Genomic DNA, 19,020 nt, shown 5'->3' with positions numbered 1-19,020 from the left:
TGTTAATCAGTGACACTGCGCCGCAGCGTTAATAATGTTGGTGTTATCTTTCTCTTGCATCAGGGCGTAATCGGCGACGCAATGCTCGCTCCCCTCCTTGCCCCAGGAAACGAAAAGGCGTCCATGCTGCGGCAGTCCGGTGAGATACACCAGGCCGTCGTTACCGACGATAAATTCACTGCTCTTATCTTCCGTGGTAACCGTTGCGCCGAAGGGCAGCGGTTTGTCTTTCCAGGCCAGCGTCATTAAGACGCGGTTGCCCACGCGTGTATCGAAGCTGGCACGAACTATCGCGCCGCGTGTTGGTGTAACCGTCTGCGAGGCGTGCGTCACGTCGGCATCTTCTGGCAGTGTCTCCGTGTCCAGCGAAATTGGGGTGTGACGCCACGGAGTGACAAACGGCACCAGCGTATAGCCGCGATAGTCCGTTTCCACGCCCGTCTGGTTGGCAACGTGTGTGCCATGCGTGCCCGGCGCTTTAATCAGCACCACGGTTTCTCCCAGGGTCTGACCGAAGGTGATGCCGTCAGAGTGGGCGACAATGCCGCCCTGGATCCCGGCGTTCACGGTGTGCTGATGGCTGTCCTGGCTTACGCCGCCGTGCACTTCACCGTAGGTGCCTTTGTAATCCGCATTCATACTGGTGGCGGTGTTGTTATTGGCGCTGTCCAGCCCCTGCTGCACGTTCCAGCTCAGCTTGTCTCCCTCCAGCGCGGTACCATTCAGCCCCAGGTTGTGGGTGGTGCCGTCTTTACTGTTGTTCAGGCTGTAGTTTGCCCAGGTATTAGGCAGCCAGCGGTCGAGTGGAACCGACACGTTGAGGCCGATTTGTCGGTCATAGCTGATGGATTTACCGTCCTCGTCCGTGTCGTTGCTGTTTTTATTGACGCTGTAGCTCAGGCTATAGCTCACGCCGTGCCAGCTGTTGTTGTAGTTAACGCTCAGGGAGGTCATATCCTGACTCTGGCTCCAGTAACGCTCTTTCACCAGGCTTAGCGTCACCGAACCCCGCTTGTCGCCCAGGGTCTGGTCGATGGTGGCCTCCGCCCGCGAGCGGCGCTGCTGTGGAGCGGACCAGTCGTTTGCACTGGTCCAGGACTCCATGGTGTCCTGCAGGGTATAAAAGCCTTTGCTGTTGTAGCGATAACCCGCCAGCGAAAAGTTAGTGCCGGTCGAGGTAAAATTTTTGCTATAGCGCAGACGAAGGGATTGCCCTTTGCTGGTTTTGCGCTTTTTCAGTAACGCTTTGGCGCGGGTAACGTCCAGGGAGAACGCTCCGAGGTCGCCAAAGTTTTTCCCTGCGCCGAGCGCGGCGGAGTGGTAATGCGAACTCTGTTGCGTACCGCCGTAAACGGTGACGCCGTGTGACAGGCCATAGATGGCGCTGCCCTGGGTGAAAGGGGTCTTCTCAACCTCTTTATCGTATGAACGGTAGCGCCCCGCAGCGACGCTGTACTTCAGGTGTTTTTCCCGCTGCAGCACAGGCACGGAGGCAAACGGCACCACGAAATGACTCTCGCTGCCGTCGGTCTCTTTTACCGTGACGTTCAGATCGCCGCTGCTGCCGGTAGGGTAGAGATCGTTAATCTCAAACGCGCCTGGGGCGACGGTGTTTTGGTAGATAACGTAGCCATTCTGGCGAACCACCACCTGGGCGTTACTGTGCGCCGTACCGCGTACCACCGGGGCATACCCGCGCTCGCTGTCCGGCAGCATGTCGCTTTCGGTAGCCAGCTGTGCGCCAGTGTAAGAGACACTGTCGAAAACGTCGGCCTGGGTGCTGCTCTGTCCCACGGTCAGCTCGCTCTTCAGCCCCACGATATCGCGCTGGGCATAGGTATAGACCGTGTTCAGCTTGCCGTCGTCCTGACCGCCATCCGAATTGTGGTTCCAGGTGCTGTAATTACGCACGCGCCAGGCACCAATGTTAAAACCGGGGCGCAGGTTAATAAACTGGCTGCTGTTGTCCGCTTCCCCTTGCTGGCGAGCGCGGCTTTGGCTGGCGTTAACGCTATAGTTCAGGATGCCCGCGGTGATCCCTTCGTCATACTCTTTCGGATCGATGTAGCCGCGAGGCACCTGGCCCAGAGCCGACTGGGGAATACTCAGCAGTAGTTGCTGGTTTTTGATGCGGAAAGTTGCCGAGGCCGAAGGAATGGCGCTGAGGTCCGCGCATTCCCCTTTTGCCGCCAGCTTTGGATAATCTTTGGTTTTGATGCCCAGACGCGTTAATTCATCCAGACTCAGGCAAGGCTGCAGGGAATCATCTCCCTGGGCATCTTTTTGTAATGTAAAAAGGACGTCACGTGTGTCGATTTTATTGTTATTGACGAACACCGTGACCTGGTATTTACCTGGCGCCTGACCGGGACCTTTTTCATAAACAGAGAGATCGGTCTTTGCCTGTTCTGGATTATCAATATCCAGCAGGGCAGGGTTAAAATAATCATCAGCGTGGGCCTGCAGCGCGCAGCATGTCACCGCTATTCCAAAAAAAGTGGGCAGCATTTCACGCAGTCGACGTAATAGCGGCTTATTTGTGCTGTACATGATTATTCAGGCGTCAACAGATATTAACGAACGGATGCAGACCAGGTTTTACTGATGCTTCCGTAATCGGTAATGACCGACCAGCTTACGGTGTTACCGCTCATATTTGTCGGAAGAGCAAAGCGGGTAGAGGTATTTGGCACAGCCCAGGTCGCTTTTGCCACTTTTTGGCCGTTCAGCGCAACGCTCTGGAAATTCATATAGAAAGGCGTGGGGTTGTTTACCACCAGATCATTGCCTTCGCGGTGCCATTCCAGTTTGTCAGCAACTGCTTCGGGTTTACCTTTAATCGATGCAGGGCGATACAGCAATTTAATACGGGTATTAATGGCTATTTGTAATGTATTAATGCCCTCTTCATGGCTTGAAGAAGGAATGGCTTTAATATTTAACCAGTACAACGACTCGCGGTCTTCTGGCATATTTCCGCCGGTGCGCACTACACGCAACACGTTATCTTCTTTAGCGTTCAGACGGAACAGCGGTGGAGTAATCAGAAATGGCGCTTTACCGCCTTTTTTCAAACCGGTATCCACCCAGGACTGTACCAGATAGTTAATCTCATCCGGATTGGAAATCCCAATCGAAGACTCTTTTTTCTCTCCCTGATAAACCAGTCGAGTGCCATTAATAATCACACCTGCATGGGCTGTTACTGCGGTCAGTAAAAGTGCGCTTAATAAATAACTGTGTCGCATAAATCTGTCTCAATGAAAGAGGAAATATTAGCCTTCGCATGAAGACGAATATCTCCTCATTGATCGTATCAGTTATAAATAACTGTAAAAGTAGAGGCTGAGTTAGCCTGGCCAGCAGTGATCGATGCCTGAGTCTGAATATAACGCGCGCCAAACTCCAGATTATTTACCGTCGTTCCAGCAGCTAAAGGATACTGCTTTGAAGGCGTATATAAACTGACAGGCTGTTCGGAAGAATCAACCAGCTGAATCGCCACGCCAGTTGCAGTCGTCGCACCCGGGGTCAAAGACAGCGTGGTGTTATTGTCCGCATCTGGCGTACCACCGAAATTAATGGCTGCAGACGTGACCGTTTCCGGGCAGTCTTTTAACTGAATATCAAATTTCGTTAAGGTGCTGGTAGAGCCTACACCAGTAAATGTTGTTTTGGATACTTTGCCCAGCGCAACATTCAGCGGACTGCTTAAGCCGTTAACGACCTGACAGGCGGAATCGATAATTTCACCTGTGAAGTTAATTTGCCCTTCACCGGTGGATGCTGCGAACGAAGATGCAGAGCATCCCAGAGCGGCAGCAATGAATAAACCTAAAGTGACTTTTTTCATATTTAAACCTGTATGTTTCTCCTTTCAACATCTGCATCCCGCATTATTCGAAGTTATGTCTCAACTACTCACCGCTGGTTATTTAATCAGAAAACTCGGGTCGGGAAAGGTCCTGCGCGGCTTCCAAATAATTCAATTAATTCTTGCAAAATAATTTTTCTCAATAAAACAATTAATTATAAAAATCAGCAGGGCGGCCAAAAAAACTAACGGCGGAGTCATTATCAGGGCTATATTGTTGATAACCTGCTGTAAGGAGAAATGTCGTGGATTATCGTAAAATTATCAAAGAGGTAGGGCGTGGGAAGCATCATGCCCGCGACCTGGACCATGAAACTGCTCGCGCGCTTTACACCCGTATGCTTAACGGCGAGGTTCCGGAGCTTGAGTTGGGCGGTATCCTTATTGCGCTGCGTATTAAAGGCGAAGGTGAAGCGGAGATGCATGGCTTCTATGAAGCCATGCAGGCACAAACGCTGCGCTTAACGCCGCCGGTGGCAAAACCTATGCCGATCGTGATCCCGAGCTACAACGGTGCGCGCAAGCAGGCAAATTTAACTCCGCTGCTCGCTATCTTATTACACAAGCTGGGATTCCCGGTGGTGGTGCACGGCGTAAGCGAAGATCCCACCCGCGTGCTGACGGAGACCATTTTCGGGATGTTGGGGATTGAACCAACGCGTCATGCCGGTCAGGCGCAGGCTAAGCTGGATGGCCACCAGCCTGTTTATATCCCGGTCGGCACGCTCTGCCCGCCGCTGGAGAAGCAGCTTGATATGCGCTGGCGCATAGGCGTGCGCAACAGCGCGCATACGCTGGCAAAACTGGCCACGCCGTTTGGCGAAGATGTCGCCCTGCGTCTCTCCAGCGTCTCGCACCCGGAATACGTGGCACGCGTGGGGCAATTCTTTGAGGCAATTGGCGCAAGGGCGCTGTTGATGCACGGCACGGAAGGCGAGGTTTATGCGAACCCGCAGCGCTGCCCGCAGATCATGCTGATTGATTCTTCAGGTACGCGCGCCATTCTTGAGCGTGGGGAAGAGAATACCGGTGTGATATTGCCTGAGGCAAAAGATCCCCATACTACAGCCCACTGGATTGAGCAGTGCCTTGCCGGAAATGTTCCTGTTCCGCATTCGATTAAGCTGCAAATGGCCTGCTGTTTGCTGGCAACCGGCGAAGTGGAATCTGTCCAGGCCGGGCTTGAACGTGTGGCGCAGGCGTTTTAGACAAAAAAAAGCCCGTCCAGTGGCGGACGGGCAAGCAAGGGTAACAACAACAGGGTCAATGAGGGTGGAGCAGCTCACCAGAGGGTATGGCGAGGGGACAGCATTCATTCAGTCGATTACTTGTAGATAACCGCGGTACCGCTCAGCTTGTTATTACCGTTAGCGGAAGTAATGGTGTATCCACTTGCACCAGCAGCAGCGGCTTTTTCAGCCAGTTTGGCTTCCAGGCCGTCCAGCGTGGTGGCGCCATCAGCACTGACCACACCGACTTTATTCATGTTCTGTGCCTGAGTAGAAGAGACAGGCTCGACAGCGAAAGCGCCGAAAGACAGAGCGGACAGGGCAACAGCAGCTACAGCAAATTTGATGGTTTTCATAATTAATCTCTCGCAGGTGTTTCTGTTAAGGGGACGATGTTCCGTCGATGTGATAAGTATCACGGTTTTTCTCGAGAGATAAAATCGAAGAGAATTGACGTGGTTGCTCAAAAAAATTGAATGACAAATAACTTATTGAATATTAATAAATTCAAAGCACCGCTTTACACTTCTTGTGGATACGCTTTACAGACGCGAAATGAAGGGCACATTTTGCTACGCGGTTCGCTAAAAATCGTGAGCGTAAAGCTAGGGAGCTGCGCGGTTAGCTTAGGTAAAGTAAAGTCAACGTAGCTGGCTGTCTTTCGAACCTCTGCGATTATATCCCGAGTGCGATGAGTTTTTCGAATCTTTATGCTGCTGGCAGATGATGCAAAGCCTTACGCCGGGAATGGCTTTTCGGCGCGCTTCCGGAATGGGGTCTCCGCATTCTTCACATTCAGTTAGGCTTTCGCCGCGCGGAATTTCACCGCGGGCACGCGCAACCGCATCTTCAATAGTACTGTTGATCTGTTCGTTAACAGCGTCGTCATTTGCCCAGCCGGAAGCCATAGCGCCCTCCTGAAATCGGTTTAAGGTATACGTTCACTATGGGGTTAAAAAATGAGCAATCAAGGCGAAGGGAGAAGAGAACTGCACCCGTTGGGCAGATGCAGTCTTGTGGAAGAGAAAGATTATTTATAGATGGTCGCAGTGCCGTACATATGGTTGTCTCCGCCAGCGGAGTTCACCACGAATCCTTTTGCACCCTCCTGGCGGGCTTTTTCAGCAAGTTTAGCCTGTAGATCGTCAAGGTTACTGGCGCGGCTAACCGAAACGGTGCCCGCAGGACGAAGCTGGCTGGTGTCGGTACTCTGGGTCAGCGACTGAACGGCCATGGCAGAAAATGACGCGGTCGTCAGGGCGGCTGCGATAACAGCAAGGGTCAGGTACTTTTTCATAATCACATCCTCATGAGGAAACAACAGGTGATTCCCCTTAAGTTTAGAAGCCTGACGAGTGTGACTTAGCGCAAATATTTGATGATGATCTGCTTATTTTTTGAACGATATAAGTTGACAATTCGCTGACGGATCATAGACATAAAGGTGCTTGATTTATGGCGAGTTTCTAAGCGCCGCAGAGAAAGATTTACCGTTGAGCCAGCACAGGGTATCTTACGCCGCTGTTTAAAGGAGAATGCCATGACTGCCCAAAAGCCGGGATTACACCCGCGAAATCGCCACCGCAGCCGCTACGACATGAACGCGTTATGCCTGAGCTGCCCGCCGCTGCAGGACTACCTTGTTCAGACCCCAGCGGGTGAGCCCTCGGTCAACTTTGCTGACCCGCAGGCGGTGAAAATGCTGAACAAAGCCCTGCTGGCGCATTTTTACGGTGTGGCTCAATGGGATATTCCGGAAGGCTTTCTCTGTCCACCCGTACCGGGCCGGGCTGATTACATTCACCACCTTGCTGACCTTCTTGCCGAAGGTAATGAGGGTGTTGTTCCACAGCAGGCCACCATTCTGGATATTGGCACCGGGGCAAACCTGATTTACCCGCTGATTGGCGCGCATGAATACCAGTGGCGCTTTACCGGAAGCGAAATCGCTGACGAGGCCTTTGCCAGCGCCCAGGCGATTATCAACGCTAACCCGGGATTAAGCCGCGCCATTCGCCTGCGTCGACAGAAAGATACGGCTTCGATCTTCAACGGCATTATTCACAAAAACGAAAGCTATGACGCCACGATGTGCAATCCACCTTTCCATGATTCGGCGGCATCGGCCCGTGCGGGCAGCGAGCGCAAGCGCCGCAACCTGGGTCAGGCTGAGGATGCCGCGCTGAATTTCGGTGGTCAGCAGCAGGAGCTCTGGTGTGAAGGGGGCGAAGTGGCGTTCATCCTGCGCATGATTGCGGAAAGCAAACAGTTTGGGCGTCAGGTGAAGTGGTTCACGACGCTGGTATCCCGCGGAGATAACCTGCCGCCACTTTACCGCGCCCTGACCGAGGCGGGCGCCGTAAAAGTGGTGAAAAAAGAGATGGCGCAGGGTCAGAAGCAAAGCCGCTTTATCGCCTGGTCGTTTATGGACAATAACAAACGTCGCAAATAGCACTCCGTCGTAGGCCGGGTAAGGCGAAGCCGCCACCCGGCAACCAGGCTACAGCGTCGGCTCCTGCGGAGGGAGCGGCGATGCGGGCGGCGGCAATACCTGATACGTCTGCACGGGCATCCGCACGTTCGCCAGATCGAAGTGTTTTTTCACCATGCTGTCGAGGGCAAAGCGCACCGTCCACTGCTTCAGCGGCTGGGTGGTGAACGACACGCGCAGGGTAAACGCCGTGTTCGTCAGCCCGACAATGCCGGCAAATGACGGCTCGCCAATCACCAGTCCGCGAATATCCTCCATCTGCATCAGCTCTTCTACCGCATCGCGCAGCGCCTGTTTCGCTTTATCGGCATCCTCATGACGATCCACATCGTAGTTCGCCACCACGGAACCAATGCCGCGCACAAAGTTGGCGAAGGTGGTTATCGAGGACCAGGGAATGATGTGGTACGCCCCGGTGTCCTGGCGCACGCCAACTGAACGGATGGACATCCTCTCAACGGTGCCGGTTAACGGCCCGATGGTTACCAGATCGCCCGTGTTCATCCCGTTCTCAAACTGGATAAAGATGCCGGTAATAATATCCTTCACCAGCGTTTGCGACCCGAAGGAGATCGCCAGGCCCAGGGCACCGGCACCGGCCAGCAGCGGGGCGATATTCACCCCGATTTCCGACAGCACAATCATGATGGTGATGGTACTGATAATGACCGCCAGCGCGTTACGGAACAACGTTAACAGCGTTCTTGCCCGAGCGCTGGGCAGGGGACGGCCGTGAATATCCGACACCAGACGGTTCTCGATAAGGCTCGCCAGCAGCGTCCAGCCGACGGCAGAGAAGAACAAAATCAACGCGATGCGAATCAGGATGTCGACCGTTTTCTCACCCGCACCGTTGTGCAGCCAGTTCCAGAAATCAAACAGGCTCCAGGCATTCAGGAGCAGCATGATCGCCACGCAGACGGTGAGGATGCGCGCCACCTTCAGCGATACCGACATCCAGCCGTTTACCCGTTTTTGCAGTTCCGGGTAATTACGCTGTACCTGCGGCGACAGGGTGATGGTTTTCGAGATCCATCGCGAGAGCAGCCCCGACACAAACGCCGCGATCCCGATAATGGCCAGGCTTTTGAACGTCGCCCCCATCATAAATTTCAGGCTATTGCCTGGGTCGAACAGCGAGAAGAAGCACAATACGATGAAGTAGGCGCTTGCCAGCCAGTGCCACACCAGGGCGAAAGCGCGGATAAAGAGGCTAAAGAACGAAAGGGAGCGATCGGCCAGATTCAGCAGGCTTTGGGTAATGGTTTTTTTATTGTGGAAGATAAGATACAGCGACCAGACGGTAATGCAGATCATGATAATGACGTTTGCCAGCGCGCCAAACTGGACGTTTACCTGGTTGGAGATGATCGGCACGGCAACCAGCAGACCATAGCCAATCAGCCCGCTGAGCACGCTCAGACGCAGCGCCCAGTACCTGGCGCTCGCATCGCGAATTGAGAAGGGACGTAGCTCCGGTACGTGCGGACAAAAGAGTAACCGCAGCAGCGCCTTGAAGAACTCGATCAGGGCAAAGGCATTCAGGAAAAGCGACTGCTGAAAGGCGATGGTTTTATTGCCCGCGTTCAGCCTGTCGGCGAGCATCTGGCCTAAAAACAGCGTCAAGGCCAGCAGCAGTAAATCGATGATAAACGCTGAGGCTATCATCAACGGCAGGTGCAGCCAGCTGCTTTTATGCTGATTCTTCCTTCGTCCCCATTGTCCCATTTTGCGGTACAGCGGCCACGCGCACAGGCGCACCAGCCAGTAAAAAAGAAATACCGCACCGGCCAGCATCAGGAACTGCGTGGCCGCGGCGGTAAACGTGTGTGGGTTAAACGGCTTATGCGGCGATCCAATCAGGTTGCGGTAGAGCTGAGCAAAGCGCGAGGAGAGGGCTTCCCCATAGTGGCGGCTTACGTCGGTGACATTTTCCAGCACCGTTTTTTGCTCCTCCACCTGGGGAGGGGTGATGACAGGCACCGGCTCCTGCGGCGGCGTGGCGGCCACTTTCCTCAGCTGGCTGATGAGTTCCTGCCGGGAAGTGTCGTTCTCAAGGACGTCGGCGAGGGCGCTGTAGGCGGCTTTTTTCTGTTCGACATCCGGTTCCGGCGGGGGAGTATTTTGCTGGCTGGCGGTTGTTCCGGTGGTCACGCCGGGGATCGCGACGGCGAACGATGACGCACTAAACAGGCTAATCAACAGTAACAGGATCCACGGCACGGCGTCCTCCGGTGAAAATGTCGAACAAAATGATAAGTATAGAAGTCGGGACGCGGAGGGGGATTTTTGGGAACAATCTGGCGTAAAAAAGCCGGGCATGCCCGGCTTACGTGTAAAGCGAGAGATCAGGATACGTGCTGCAGGAACTCCTGCAAACGCTGACTCGGCGGGTTCGCAATCAATTCCTGCGGGTTACCGTCTTCCGCGATACGGCCTTTATCAATAAAGATCAGGCGGGACGCCACTTTCTCAGCGAAGCCGATTTCGTGGGTCACGATAACCATCGTCATCCCTTCTTCCGCCAGATCCTGCATGACTTTCAGCACCTCGTGGCGCAGCTCCGGGTCGAGTGCGGACGTAGGCTCATCAAACAGCATCATTTTCGGTTTGACCGCCAGGGCGCGGGCAATCGCCACGCGCTGCTGTTGACCACCGGACAGCTCGGAAGGGTAGTGGTGCGCGCGTTCAGCCAGGCCGACTTTCGCCAGCAGATCTTTTGCCAGCGCTTCCGCCGCCGCTTTGTTGGCACCGCGCACGCGCAGTGGGCCAAACATCACGTTCTCCAGCGCCGTCAGGTGCGGGAACAGGTAGAACTGCTGGAACACCATGCCCGCTTCCTGACGAATCAAGCGCTCGTCGACTTTCGGGTCGTTCACTTTCAGGCCGTCGACGATCAGATCGCCGCTGGTGATCTCTTCCAGCTTGTTGATGCAGCGCAGCAGGGTGGATTTACCGGAGCCGGATGGCCCAATAATCACCACCACTTCACCCTGTTTAATGTTCAGATCGATATTGTGCAGCACCTGGGTTGGACCAAAGTGCTTGGAAACGTTTTTAAATTCAATCACAGGATTTTCATCCTTCTTTCAAGACGACGCAGAACGAAGCTCAGAACCAGAGTAATGATCAGGTAGACAACGGCTACCGCACTCCAGATTTCCAGCGCGCGGAAGTTGCCAGCAATGATCTCCTGACCCTGACGGGTCAGCTCGGCCACGCCGATAACAATGAACAGCGACGTATCTTTAATGCTGATGATCCACTGGTTGCCGAGCGGTGGCAGCATGCGACGCAGCGCCAGCGGCAGAATAACGTGGCGGATCGTTTCGCGACGAGAAAGACCTAACGCCAGACCGGCTTCACTGAAACCTTTATGAATCGACAGCACCGCACCGCGGGTGATTTCCGCAATATAGGCACCTGAGTTGATCATAATGGTGACAACGGCTGCGCTGAACGGGTCGATGCGCAGGTCGGTGAATGCCATTGGCAGGGCGAAGTAGATGAACATGACCTGCACAACAATAGGTGTGCCGCGGATCACTTCGATGAAAACCAGTGCGATGTGGTTTGCGATCCAGCCGCCGTAGGTGCGAGCGAAACCGGCGACAAGACCGATAATCAACCCACCAACCAGACCCAGGACCGAAATCCAGAGGGTCATTTTAGCGCCTTCAAGCAAGATAGGAATGGCAGGCCAGATGGCGCTCCAGTCAAACTGCATGATAATTTCCTGTTACTGTTACCGTGTTTCAAAAATAGCAGGGGCGAAAGGTCGCCCCCGAGTGAACGTCATTTTTACGTCTTATTATTTAGGCTCGGTACCGAACCATTTTTTGTAGATTTCGTTATAGGTGCCGTTCTCTTTCAGCGTTTTCAACGCGCCGTTAACTTTCGAGCGCAGGTCGTCGCTGCCTTTCGGGAACGCGATACCGTACTGCTGTGCTTCCAGAGACTCGCCAACGGCTTTGAACTTACCGTTACCGGCTGTTTTGATGAAATACAGGATGTTAGGCGTGTCGTGCAGAACAGCGTCAGCACGGTTGGTGCCGAGTTCCATGTACGCGTTGTCGATGTTCGGGAACTGGCGCAGGTCTTTGGTTTTGATATTTGCTTTCGCGTAATCAACAGAACCGGTGCCGCTCTTCACCGCAACTACTTTGCCGTCGAGATCTTTCACGCTTTTTACGTCGTTATTATCGGCTTTGACCATGACCAGCAGGCCGCTTTTGTAGTAGCCGTCAGAGAAGTCGATCGCTTTTTTACGTTCATCGGTAATGGTGATACCTGCCAGCGCCAGATCAACGTTCTTGGTTTGCAGTGCCGGGATAATGCCGCTGAAGTCCATAGGCTTCAGGGTGTAATCCAGTTTGAGTTCTTTTGCGATAGCGGCCCACAGATCCACATCAAAACCAACGTATTTATCACCCTGTTTGAATTCAAACGGAACGAACGCCGTGTCGGTCGCCACAACCAGTTTGTCGGCAGCCTGAGAGGACACTGCAAAAGCCAGGGTAAGTGCAGCCAGTGAAACTTTTAATACAGACTTCATAGCATTTCCTTTTATATCCACGGGGCGATCCCCTGCGAGAACAGCTGGCACAATGAAAAAATCGTGCCAACTTTACAAGCTATTGTTTTGCAAAGGGGATGATGTCATGCATTGCACAATTAATGGGGCAATGAGGTTTTATTGCACCAAAGTAGAGCACTGTTTTGGTGCGCTTCGTTTGGCTCAACTGACGGGGAGATATTTAGCGTAAATTCTGACGAAAAAACAATCTTCCGTTAACGGTTGTGTGAGGTGATTATTACAATTTTTTCACTTTTGCACTGTCTCAGGCAAAAAACGTGCACCATAGATGTGCAAAACCCTCACCGGAAGGCGAGGGTTGGATAGAAATTTCGTATGAATTATTCGATGTTAGATTCGATGAACCACAGGAATTGATCCAGGTCGCGGGACGCGGCGGTAAAGATATCTGCAGTATCTTCATCTTTGGCTTCGCCAATCGCTTTGCGTACATCGTTTGCCACAATCGCGTAGCGGTCCGCCAGTTCTTTCAGGTGATCCTGAACGGTATGGATATCCAGCGGATAACTCTTCAGAGGCGTTTTGCTGTTGATCACCTGTGTGGTTCCCAGCGCCACGCCGCCTAGCTGAACGGCACGCTCAGCCATCGTATCGAGGTGGGTAACCAGTGCTGTGCGGAAGCCATCCAGCATTTCATGAACGGCAATAAAGTTTGCACCGCGCATATTCCAGTGGGCCTGTTTGGTGATCAGCGAAAGATCGATGAACTGGATCACCTGGCGATTCAGCAACTCAATGGTCGCTTTTTTGTCGCTGTCCGGTACATCGTTACGGGTATAAAGCAGATTAGACGCTTTCGTTTTCACCAGTTTAGCGGTACTCATAATCTCATATCCTCTTGATGTTTATGTCCCAGGTAATTACGAAACTAAGTATAGCACCGGATTTTTTCTCTGCGGTTTGGCTGTGCCTATCGGTTTAATAGCGAGAAGTGGGTTGAGAATTTAATTTATTGAAATTAATGAATAATTTTTAAATTTATACAGATCAATCTTAATTGCTGGATGGGGACGAAAACGTAGAGGGATATTTCGAAAATAGAGCAAAGTGTGTAAGAAATTATAACGTCTGTCTTTCTGGCCTTTATTCTGCATGGCGTGGAAGCCATGCAGAATATATGGCCTTAGCTGATATCCACCTTTTCAACTTTAGGTTCCGGGCGCATAGTGAGCGTAGAGCCCATTGAAGCCGCGATAATCGAGCAGAGCGCCAGCGTCTGGGTCAACGTGAGGGTTTCGCCGAGAAACACCATGCCGGAAATGGCGGCAAGGGCAGGCTCCATGCTCATCAGGGTGCCAAATATGCGTGTCGGCAGACGCGTAAGGGCAATCATCTCCAGAGAATAGGGAAGTGCGGTAGAGAGAATCGCGACTGCCAGTCCGATGGGCATGACTGACCATTGCCAGATAGATTCAGTTGCCTGCGCCATGCCGATGGGCACAAATACGATGGCCGCAATCAGAGAACCCAACGCCACCGTTGCCGGACCGTGCTCTTCGCCTGCACGCTGTCCCGTGAGAATATAGACAGCCCAGCAGGCGCCTGCACCCAGCGCCAGCGCGGCGCCCGTCAGATCGATCTCAGCGACGCTCTGGCCCAGGGGAAGCAGGAACCATAAGCCCAGAACGGCTAGCACGACCCAGATAAAATCGACCGGACGTCGCGAGGAGAAAAGCGCCACCGCCAGCGGACCGGTAAACTCCAGCGCGACGGCGATCCCCAGCGGTATCGTCTGTATAGAGAGGTAGAACAGATAGTTCATTGCCCCCAGGGAGAGTCCATAAAACAGCAGGGGTAAACGCTGCTCCTTTTTGAAGCGCAGACGCCAGGGTTTGAAAATGACCACCAGTATCGCAGTGCCCAGCACGATACGCAGGGCTGTTACCCCGGGCGCACCGACCAGCGGAAAAAGTGATTTTGCAAGCGAAGCACCGCTTTGAATGGACAACATGGCAATGAGTATCACTGCGACCGGCAACCAGACCGACGATGTGCGGGATAACCCAGGCATCCTTTCTCCTGTCAGCTTATGTCAAATGAGGTAAAAGTTGCAGTGTAAAGGAAATATGCGGCAACGGTTGAGGCGCTGTTGAAAAAAAACCACGTGAAATCCGTAAAATGGTTAAGCGCTGGTGGATTTATCGCCTGTCAGATTAGGAATAATCTGGATGAATGTAACGGCGCAGACGCGCACTATGCGCATTTAGAAGTGAAAATTGCATGTGATTTGAAAGAGATAGCTTAGGCTGGAAACGTTCTGTTACAGGAAAGGTTTCATTAGACATCACGAATCACAAAGAGTTTCGCAAATTTTTTTGATATATTTAAAACTTACGGACTTACTTGAAGCACATTTGAGGTGGTTATGAAAAAAATTGCATGTCTTTCAGCACTGGCCGCTGTACTGGCTGTTTCCGCAGGTACCGCTGTAGCTGCTACTTCTACTGTTACTGGTGGTTACGCTCAGAGCGACTATCAGGGCGTGATGAACAAAGCTAACGGCTTCAACCTGAAGTATCGCTACGAGCAGGATAACAACCCACTGGGCGTGATCGGTTCTTTCACCTACACCGAGAAAGATCGTTCTGAAAACGGCGCATACAACAAAGGCCAGTACTACGGTATCACCGCTGGTCCAGCTTACCGTCTGAATGACTGGGCGAGCATCTACGGTGTTGTAGGTGTTGGCTACGGTAAATTCCAGCAGACTGAAAACCAGAGCGAAAGCCGCACTGCAAGCAACAGCGACTACGGTTTCTCCTATGGCGCAGGCCTGCAGTTCAACCCAATCCAGGACGTTGCTCTGGACTTCTCCTATGAGCAGAGCCGTATCCGCAACGTTGACGTTGGCACCTGGATCGCGGGCGTAGGTTACCGCTTCTAATCACTTCGGTGATTAAATAAAAAATCCGCCCACTGTGGCGGATTTTTTTTGGCTTTTTTCCTCTCCCCGTGGGCCAGGGTGAGAGCATCGAACCGCTACTTACTCTTAATATCAAAAATATCCGTACCCAGATGGTTGTAGTCAACTTTCTGTAACTTGAAGTTGGTAACGTACACTGGGGGAGCTTTCTTGTTAGAGACAAACGGGTAAGCCGTTTTTATCTGTTCGGCTGTAATCCCCGTCCACTGCGAGAAGAACTGCAGGAAATCATTTGCCGAACGGCGCGCTTTAATGACGCGATGCGTTTTATCATCACTCGACAGCACCATAAACGGCACCTGGAAGTTCTGCTGGAACTTGTCATCGTGCGCCAGATACTGCACCTCTTTACCACGCTCTTTAAACGCCAGCCCGTGATCCGAGAAATAGACCATAGAGAAGCTGTCGCCCGTATTGCGTAGCTGATCGTACAGCTTGCTCAGCAGATCGTCGGTTTGCGTCATGGTGTAGAGGTAGCACGAGGTCTCTTTGGACTGCACGAACTCCGCGTACTTCCCGCCCGTCCGATCGCAGGCCTGCGGATGCGACCCCATCAGGTGCAGGACGATCAGCTGAGGCTGCGTGCGCGGGGTGGCGAAGACCTGTGCCGTCATTTTCAGCAGCGCTTCGTCTTTGGTGTTTTTGTCGGCTTCAAAATCGCCGTTTTTCAGGAACTGCACTTCGTCAGCCCGTTTGGCGATGCTGGCGATGGCCGTATCGTATTCGCCAATTTGCCCCTGATTGGAGAACCACCAGGTCTGATAACCTGCGCGGTTTGCCAGAGTGACAAAATTATCCTGATACTGCGGTTTACCATCTACCACTCGGTTAAGGGTCAGACCGAGCGATTTCTGCGTTGAGCCGCTGGCCGCGACATAATCGGTAAACAGAGTGCCTTTGACCGAACTCGCAAACGGGGTGTTGTCCCAGTGGCCGCCAAACGCCCCCATTGCATCGCGACGCGCGCTTTCGCCAATCACCACCACATAGGTGTGATATTTCGGCTTAACGGCCAGCACGTTCCAGGTGTCTTTCATATTGGAAAGCTCAGCCATGCGCGCCTGTTCGTCGAGAACCTCTTTATTATTTACAACAACGTCTTTAACGAAGCGGAAAACCGGATAGCCGATATTGATGAGCCTTAACTTACCGTCCCAGGGAATATTCTGGATGGGGGCGACAAACGCCACGGCAATGCTGAACACCAGACAGAGTATTTCGATCTTACCCCAGGATTTTTTCTCGCCCGACTGACGGCGGATGGCAATAACGCCCAACGCGAAGATAAAAAGCCCGACCACATAGCTGTACCACGGGAAGATCGTCAGGATCTCCGTCGACTCTTCCATATTGGTCGAGTGCAGCGCCAGCAGGGTATTAAAGTTTGGCGAGCCGTAAGCCTGACCGAACGGGAAATAGAGTGCAGCAACCAGCGAACAGATCCCGATTACTGTTTTTTGCACGCGCGGGGCGGCTCGCCACAGCAAATGCAGAATGCAGGTGAAGGCTACCGCGTAGAGCAGACTAAAGGGATAACCCAGCGCAAAGTTAATCAGTAATGACTGCAAAAAGTAAAAACCCGTCCACGGGCTTAAGGCCCGGCTGCGGGTAACAACGGTATCTATCAGGGTTACATTCATAGGTCACTATCATGGATGAAAACGCCATGTGCTCACCCTGGCGTCAAGGGTCATAACCTGCCTGACAGTGCGTGGAGAGGGAATGAGGGTCCGCTTCAGCGAGCCGCAAATTGTGCAGGGCTGCAAGAAGATAGTGCGAGCGCTAAAGAATATCAACAGTTGCTAAGCAGATGTTTTGCGAAGGGGATTGCAAATCCGTAAAAAAGATCGGGAATAAGGCGGCTGAAAGCCAGTTTACAGCGAGAATGTGACGGGAAAATGAAGCGGCGTACCGCAACGCCGCTTAGTTGGAAGGTTTATCGTCCTGATGCGGTTTGTTGTTAAACATATCGCACAGCATGTTCAGCAGCATTAAGCGCACTTTAAAGGGGGAGTGGGTAAACACGGTCATGCACCTCTTGAATTCATTCATAAGACCTCCTGAGTTTTGATCCCTTCGATCCATGAAGGGTGACTGCATTACATACAGATATAGCACAGGCTATATTGTATAGCTATGGCTATTTCGTTAATTTTTTGTGCTTGCAGAGCTATGGTTTACAATGTGCGCTCTCGAAACCGGGCGCTGGAAGCGTCACCCCACTGAGGAAGTACAATGAACCGTCGCGCAGGTCATCCGACAATGAGGAAAACGACGCAACTGGTGAATGTTGAAGAACATGTCGAAGGTTTTCGCCAGGTCCGTGAAGCGCACCGGCGTGAACTGATTGATGATTATGTTGAACTCATTTCCGATCTGATTCGTGAGGTTGGTGAAGCGCGCCAGGTCGATATGGCCGCCAGGCTGGGGGTTTCACAGCCAACTGTCGCTAAAATGTTAAAACGCCTGGCCTCCGTGGGCTTAATTGAAATGATCCCCTGGCGCGGTGTTTTTCTGACGCCGGAGGGGGAGAAACTCGCGCAGGAGAGCCGCGAGCGCCATCAGCTTGTCGAGAATTTTTTACTGGTGCTGGGCGTCAGCCCGGAGATTGCCCGCCGGGATGCGGAAGGCATGGAACACCACGTCAGCGAAGAGACGCTGGTGAAGTTTCGCGAATTTACCCTTAAATATGGTCCCTCCGCTGAATGAAAATCCCTGGACTGCAGGCCCTGGCACGCGATCGTTTCTTCCATCTCTTATTACTCATTGGCGTAGGGTTAAGCCTCTTTGTGCCGTTTACGCCGCAGGCCTGGCCCGCCGCGATTGACTGGCGCACCATCATTACCCTGAGCGGCCTGATGATGCTCACCAAAGGGGTTGAGCTGAGCGGCTACTTTGACGTTCTTGGCCGTAAAATGGTGCGCCGCTTTGCCACCGAACGCAGGCTGTCCCTGTTTATGGTGTTTTCTGCCGCGGTGCTGTCGACGTTTCTGACCAACGATGTGGCGCTGTTTATCATCGTGCCCCTCACGCTTACGCTGCGTAAGCTATGCGAGATCCCGGTCAGCCGGTTGATCATCTTTGAAGCGCTCGCCGTTAACGCCGGCTCACTTCTGACGCCAATCGGCAATCCGCAAAATATCCTTCTCTGGGGACGTTCCGGGCTGTCGTTCGCCGCCTTTACCTGGCAGATGGCCCCTCTGGCGCTGGTGATGATGCTGTCGCTGCTGGCGGTATGCTGGTTTGCGTTTCCTGATAAAAAACTGCAGTACCACAGCGGCACAACGGGCCCGCAGTGGCAGCCGCGTCTGGTGTGGAGCTGCCTCGGGTTATACATCGTCTTTCTGTTTGCGCTGGAGCTGAAGTATGAGCTGGCGGGCGTCCTGCTCGTTGCCGCAGGCTTTGTCGTCCTGGCGCGTCGCGTTCTGGTAAGCGTGGACTGGACGCTGCTGCTGGTCTTTATGGCGATGTTCATCGACGTGCATCTGCTTATTCAGCTCCCGGTGCTGCAAACCGTTCTGCACAGCGTCAGCAGTCTGCCGCAGGCAGGGCTGTGGCTGACGGCGATTGGCCTGTCGCAGTTTATCAGCAACGTGCCTTCCACCATTCTGCTGCTCAACTATGTTCCGCCGGACACGCTGCTGGCCTGGGCGGTGAACATCGGCGGGTTTGGGCTGCTGCCCGGCTCGCTGGCAAACCTGATAGCCCTGCGCATGGCCAACGATCGTCGTATCTGGTGGCGCTTCCATCTCTGGTCAATCCCGATGCTGGTTTGGGCCGCGGCGATCGGTTTCGGAATATTCCTTCTCATATAGTGCGCAATTTGTCAGTTTTTCCTGGCAAACGTATAGCAACGTCCTAGCTTTAGTGAACGGCATAGTGTGATGCCGCTCACTGACAGGACCG

19 protein-coding genes are annotated in these 19,020 nt (G+C 53.1%); 5 read left to right on the top strand and 14 right to left on the bottom strand.

Annotation, left to right across the window (positions count from 1 at the left end; translation table 11 throughout):
• Nucleotides 1–6: 6 nt before the first annotated feature.
• From AC4IBF_RS15045 to AC4IBF_RS15035, 3 genes are all read right to left on the bottom strand, one after another.
• On the bottom strand, nt 7–2,550 hold the full coding sequence (locus AC4IBF_RS15045; protein WP_143344852.1) for a fimbria/pilus outer membrane usher protein: 2,544 nt from the start codon (nt 2,548–2,550) through the stop codon (nt 7–9).
• Nucleotides 2,551–2,573: 23 nt separating this feature from the next.
• Nucleotides 2,574–3,248 carry a fimbrial biogenesis chaperone gene (locus AC4IBF_RS15040; protein WP_367897144.1) on the bottom strand — a complete coding sequence of 225 codons (675 nt, stop codon included), beginning with the start codon at nt 3,246–3,248 and terminating at the stop codon, nt 2,574–2,576.
• Between the two features lie 68 nt (nt 3,249–3,316).
• Complete coding sequence (locus AC4IBF_RS15035) at nt 3,317–3,853, bottom strand: fimbrial protein (RefSeq protein ID WP_325813269.1); 537 nt, start codon at nt 3,851–3,853, stop codon at nt 3,317–3,319.
• A 266-nt stretch (nt 3,854–4,119) separates the two neighbouring features.
• Here AC4IBF_RS15035 and ybiB point away from each other — a divergent pair, with 266 nt between their 5' ends.
• Nucleotides 4,120–5,082, top strand: coding sequence for a DNA-binding protein YbiB (gene ybiB / locus AC4IBF_RS15030; protein WP_491462940.1), 963 nt, complete (start codon nt 4,120–4,122; stop codon nt 5,080–5,082).
• Between the two features lie 116 nt (nt 5,083–5,198).
• On the opposite strand, the gene ybiJ is transcribed toward ybiB, so the two are convergent.
• From ybiJ to mcbA, 3 genes are all read right to left on the bottom strand, one after another.
• Nucleotides 5,199–5,459 (bottom strand): DUF1471 family protein YbiJ, encoded by a 261-nt coding sequence (gene ybiJ / locus AC4IBF_RS15025; protein WP_115874556.1) that lies wholly within the window; start codon nt 5,457–5,459, stop codon nt 5,199–5,201.
• A 285-nt stretch (nt 5,460–5,744) separates the two neighbouring features.
• A complete protein-coding gene (locus tag AC4IBF_RS15020) occupies nt 5,745–6,011 on the bottom strand; it encodes a DksA/TraR family C4-type zinc finger protein (protein WP_133294040.1) in 267 nt (88 codons plus the stop codon).
• 122 nt (nt 6,012–6,133) lie between these two features.
• Complete coding sequence (mcbA, locus tag AC4IBF_RS15015; RefSeq protein ID WP_111963837.1) at nt 6,134–6,400, bottom strand: DUF1471 family periplasmic protein McbA; 267 nt, start codon at nt 6,398–6,400, stop codon at nt 6,134–6,136.
• A 243-nt stretch (nt 6,401–6,643) separates the two neighbouring features.
• Here mcbA and rlmF point away from each other — a divergent pair, with 243 nt between their 5' ends.
• Nucleotides 6,644–7,555, top strand: coding sequence for a 23S rRNA (adenine(1618)-N(6))-methyltransferase RlmF (gene rlmF / locus AC4IBF_RS15010; RefSeq protein ID WP_158285463.1), 912 nt, complete (start codon nt 6,644–6,646; stop codon nt 7,553–7,555).
• Between the two features lie 48 nt (nt 7,556–7,603).
• Here rlmF and ybiO read toward each other — a convergent pair whose 3' ends face one another.
• The 6 genes from ybiO to rhtA form a co-directional block, all read right to left on the bottom strand.
• Nucleotides 7,604–9,817, bottom strand: coding sequence for a mechanosensitive channel protein (gene ybiO / locus AC4IBF_RS15005; RefSeq protein ID WP_143344856.1), 2,214 nt, complete (start codon nt 9,815–9,817; stop codon nt 7,604–7,606).
• Nucleotides 9,818–9,942: 125 nt separating this feature from the next.
• Entirely contained in the window at nt 9,943–10,665 is a 723-nt protein-coding gene (gene glnQ, locus AC4IBF_RS15000) for a glutamine ABC transporter ATP-binding protein GlnQ (protein ID WP_028012446.1), read from the bottom strand.
• Nucleotides 10,662–11,321 (bottom strand): glutamine ABC transporter permease GlnP, encoded by a 660-nt coding sequence (gene glnP, locus AC4IBF_RS14995; RefSeq protein WP_014169254.1) that lies wholly within the window; start codon nt 11,319–11,321, stop codon nt 10,662–10,664. The genes glnQ and glnP overlap by 4 nt, the downstream gene beginning before the upstream one ends.
• An 84-nt stretch (nt 11,322–11,405) precedes the next feature.
• Nucleotides 11,406–12,149 (bottom strand): glutamine ABC transporter substrate-binding protein GlnH, encoded by a 744-nt coding sequence (gene glnH / locus AC4IBF_RS14990; protein WP_133294043.1) that lies wholly within the window; start codon nt 12,147–12,149, stop codon nt 11,406–11,408.
• 362 nt (nt 12,150–12,511) lie between these two features.
• On the bottom strand, nt 12,512–13,015 hold the full coding sequence (dps, locus tag AC4IBF_RS14985) for a DNA starvation/stationary phase protection protein Dps (protein WP_063408106.1): 504 nt from the start codon (nt 13,013–13,015) through the stop codon (nt 12,512–12,514).
• 299 nt (nt 13,016–13,314) lie between these two features.
• Nucleotides 13,315–14,202, bottom strand: coding sequence for a threonine/homoserine exporter RhtA (rhtA, locus tag AC4IBF_RS14980; RefSeq protein WP_023334998.1), 888 nt, complete (start codon nt 14,200–14,202; stop codon nt 13,315–13,317).
• A 354-nt stretch (nt 14,203–14,556) separates the two neighbouring features.
• On the opposite strand from rhtA, the gene ompX reads away from it, so the two are divergent.
• Complete coding sequence (gene ompX, locus AC4IBF_RS14975) at nt 14,557–15,075, top strand: outer membrane protein OmpX (RefSeq protein WP_023310884.1); 519 nt, start codon at nt 14,557–14,559, stop codon at nt 15,073–15,075.
• 95 nt (nt 15,076–15,170) lie between these two features.
• On the opposite strand, the gene AC4IBF_RS14970 is transcribed toward ompX, so the two are convergent.
• Entirely contained in the window at nt 15,171–16,754 is a 1,584-nt protein-coding gene (locus AC4IBF_RS14970) for a phosphoethanolamine transferase (RefSeq protein WP_491462939.1), read from the bottom strand.
• Nucleotides 16,755–17,037: 283 nt separating this feature from the next.
• On the bottom strand, nt 17,038–17,166 hold the full coding sequence (mntS, locus tag AC4IBF_RS14965) for a manganase accumulation protein MntS (protein ID WP_111963843.1): 129 nt from the start codon (nt 17,164–17,166) through the stop codon (nt 17,038–17,040).
• Nucleotides 17,167–17,349: 183 nt separating this feature from the next.
• On the opposite strand from mntS, the gene mntR reads away from it, so the two are divergent.
• The gene (mntR, locus tag AC4IBF_RS14960) at nt 17,350–17,823 is read left to right on the top strand and encodes a manganese-binding transcriptional regulator MntR (RefSeq protein WP_023310887.1); all 474 of its coding nucleotides are present in this window, start codon (nt 17,350–17,352) and stop codon (nt 17,821–17,823) included.
• Nucleotides 17,820–18,929 (top strand): anion transporter, encoded by a 1,110-nt coding sequence (locus tag AC4IBF_RS14955; protein ID WP_455507350.1) that lies wholly within the window; start codon nt 17,820–17,822, stop codon nt 18,927–18,929. Before mntR ends, AC4IBF_RS14955 begins: the two co-directional genes overlap by 4 nt.
• The last annotated feature ends 91 nt before the right edge of the window (nt 18,930–19,020 follow it).

It is taken from the genome of Enterobacter sp. Taxon_8 (genome assembly GCF_058354585.1).
The sequence above is the reverse complement of the archived record's forward strand: the minus strand, read 5'-3'. Positions and strand labels throughout refer to the sequence as shown.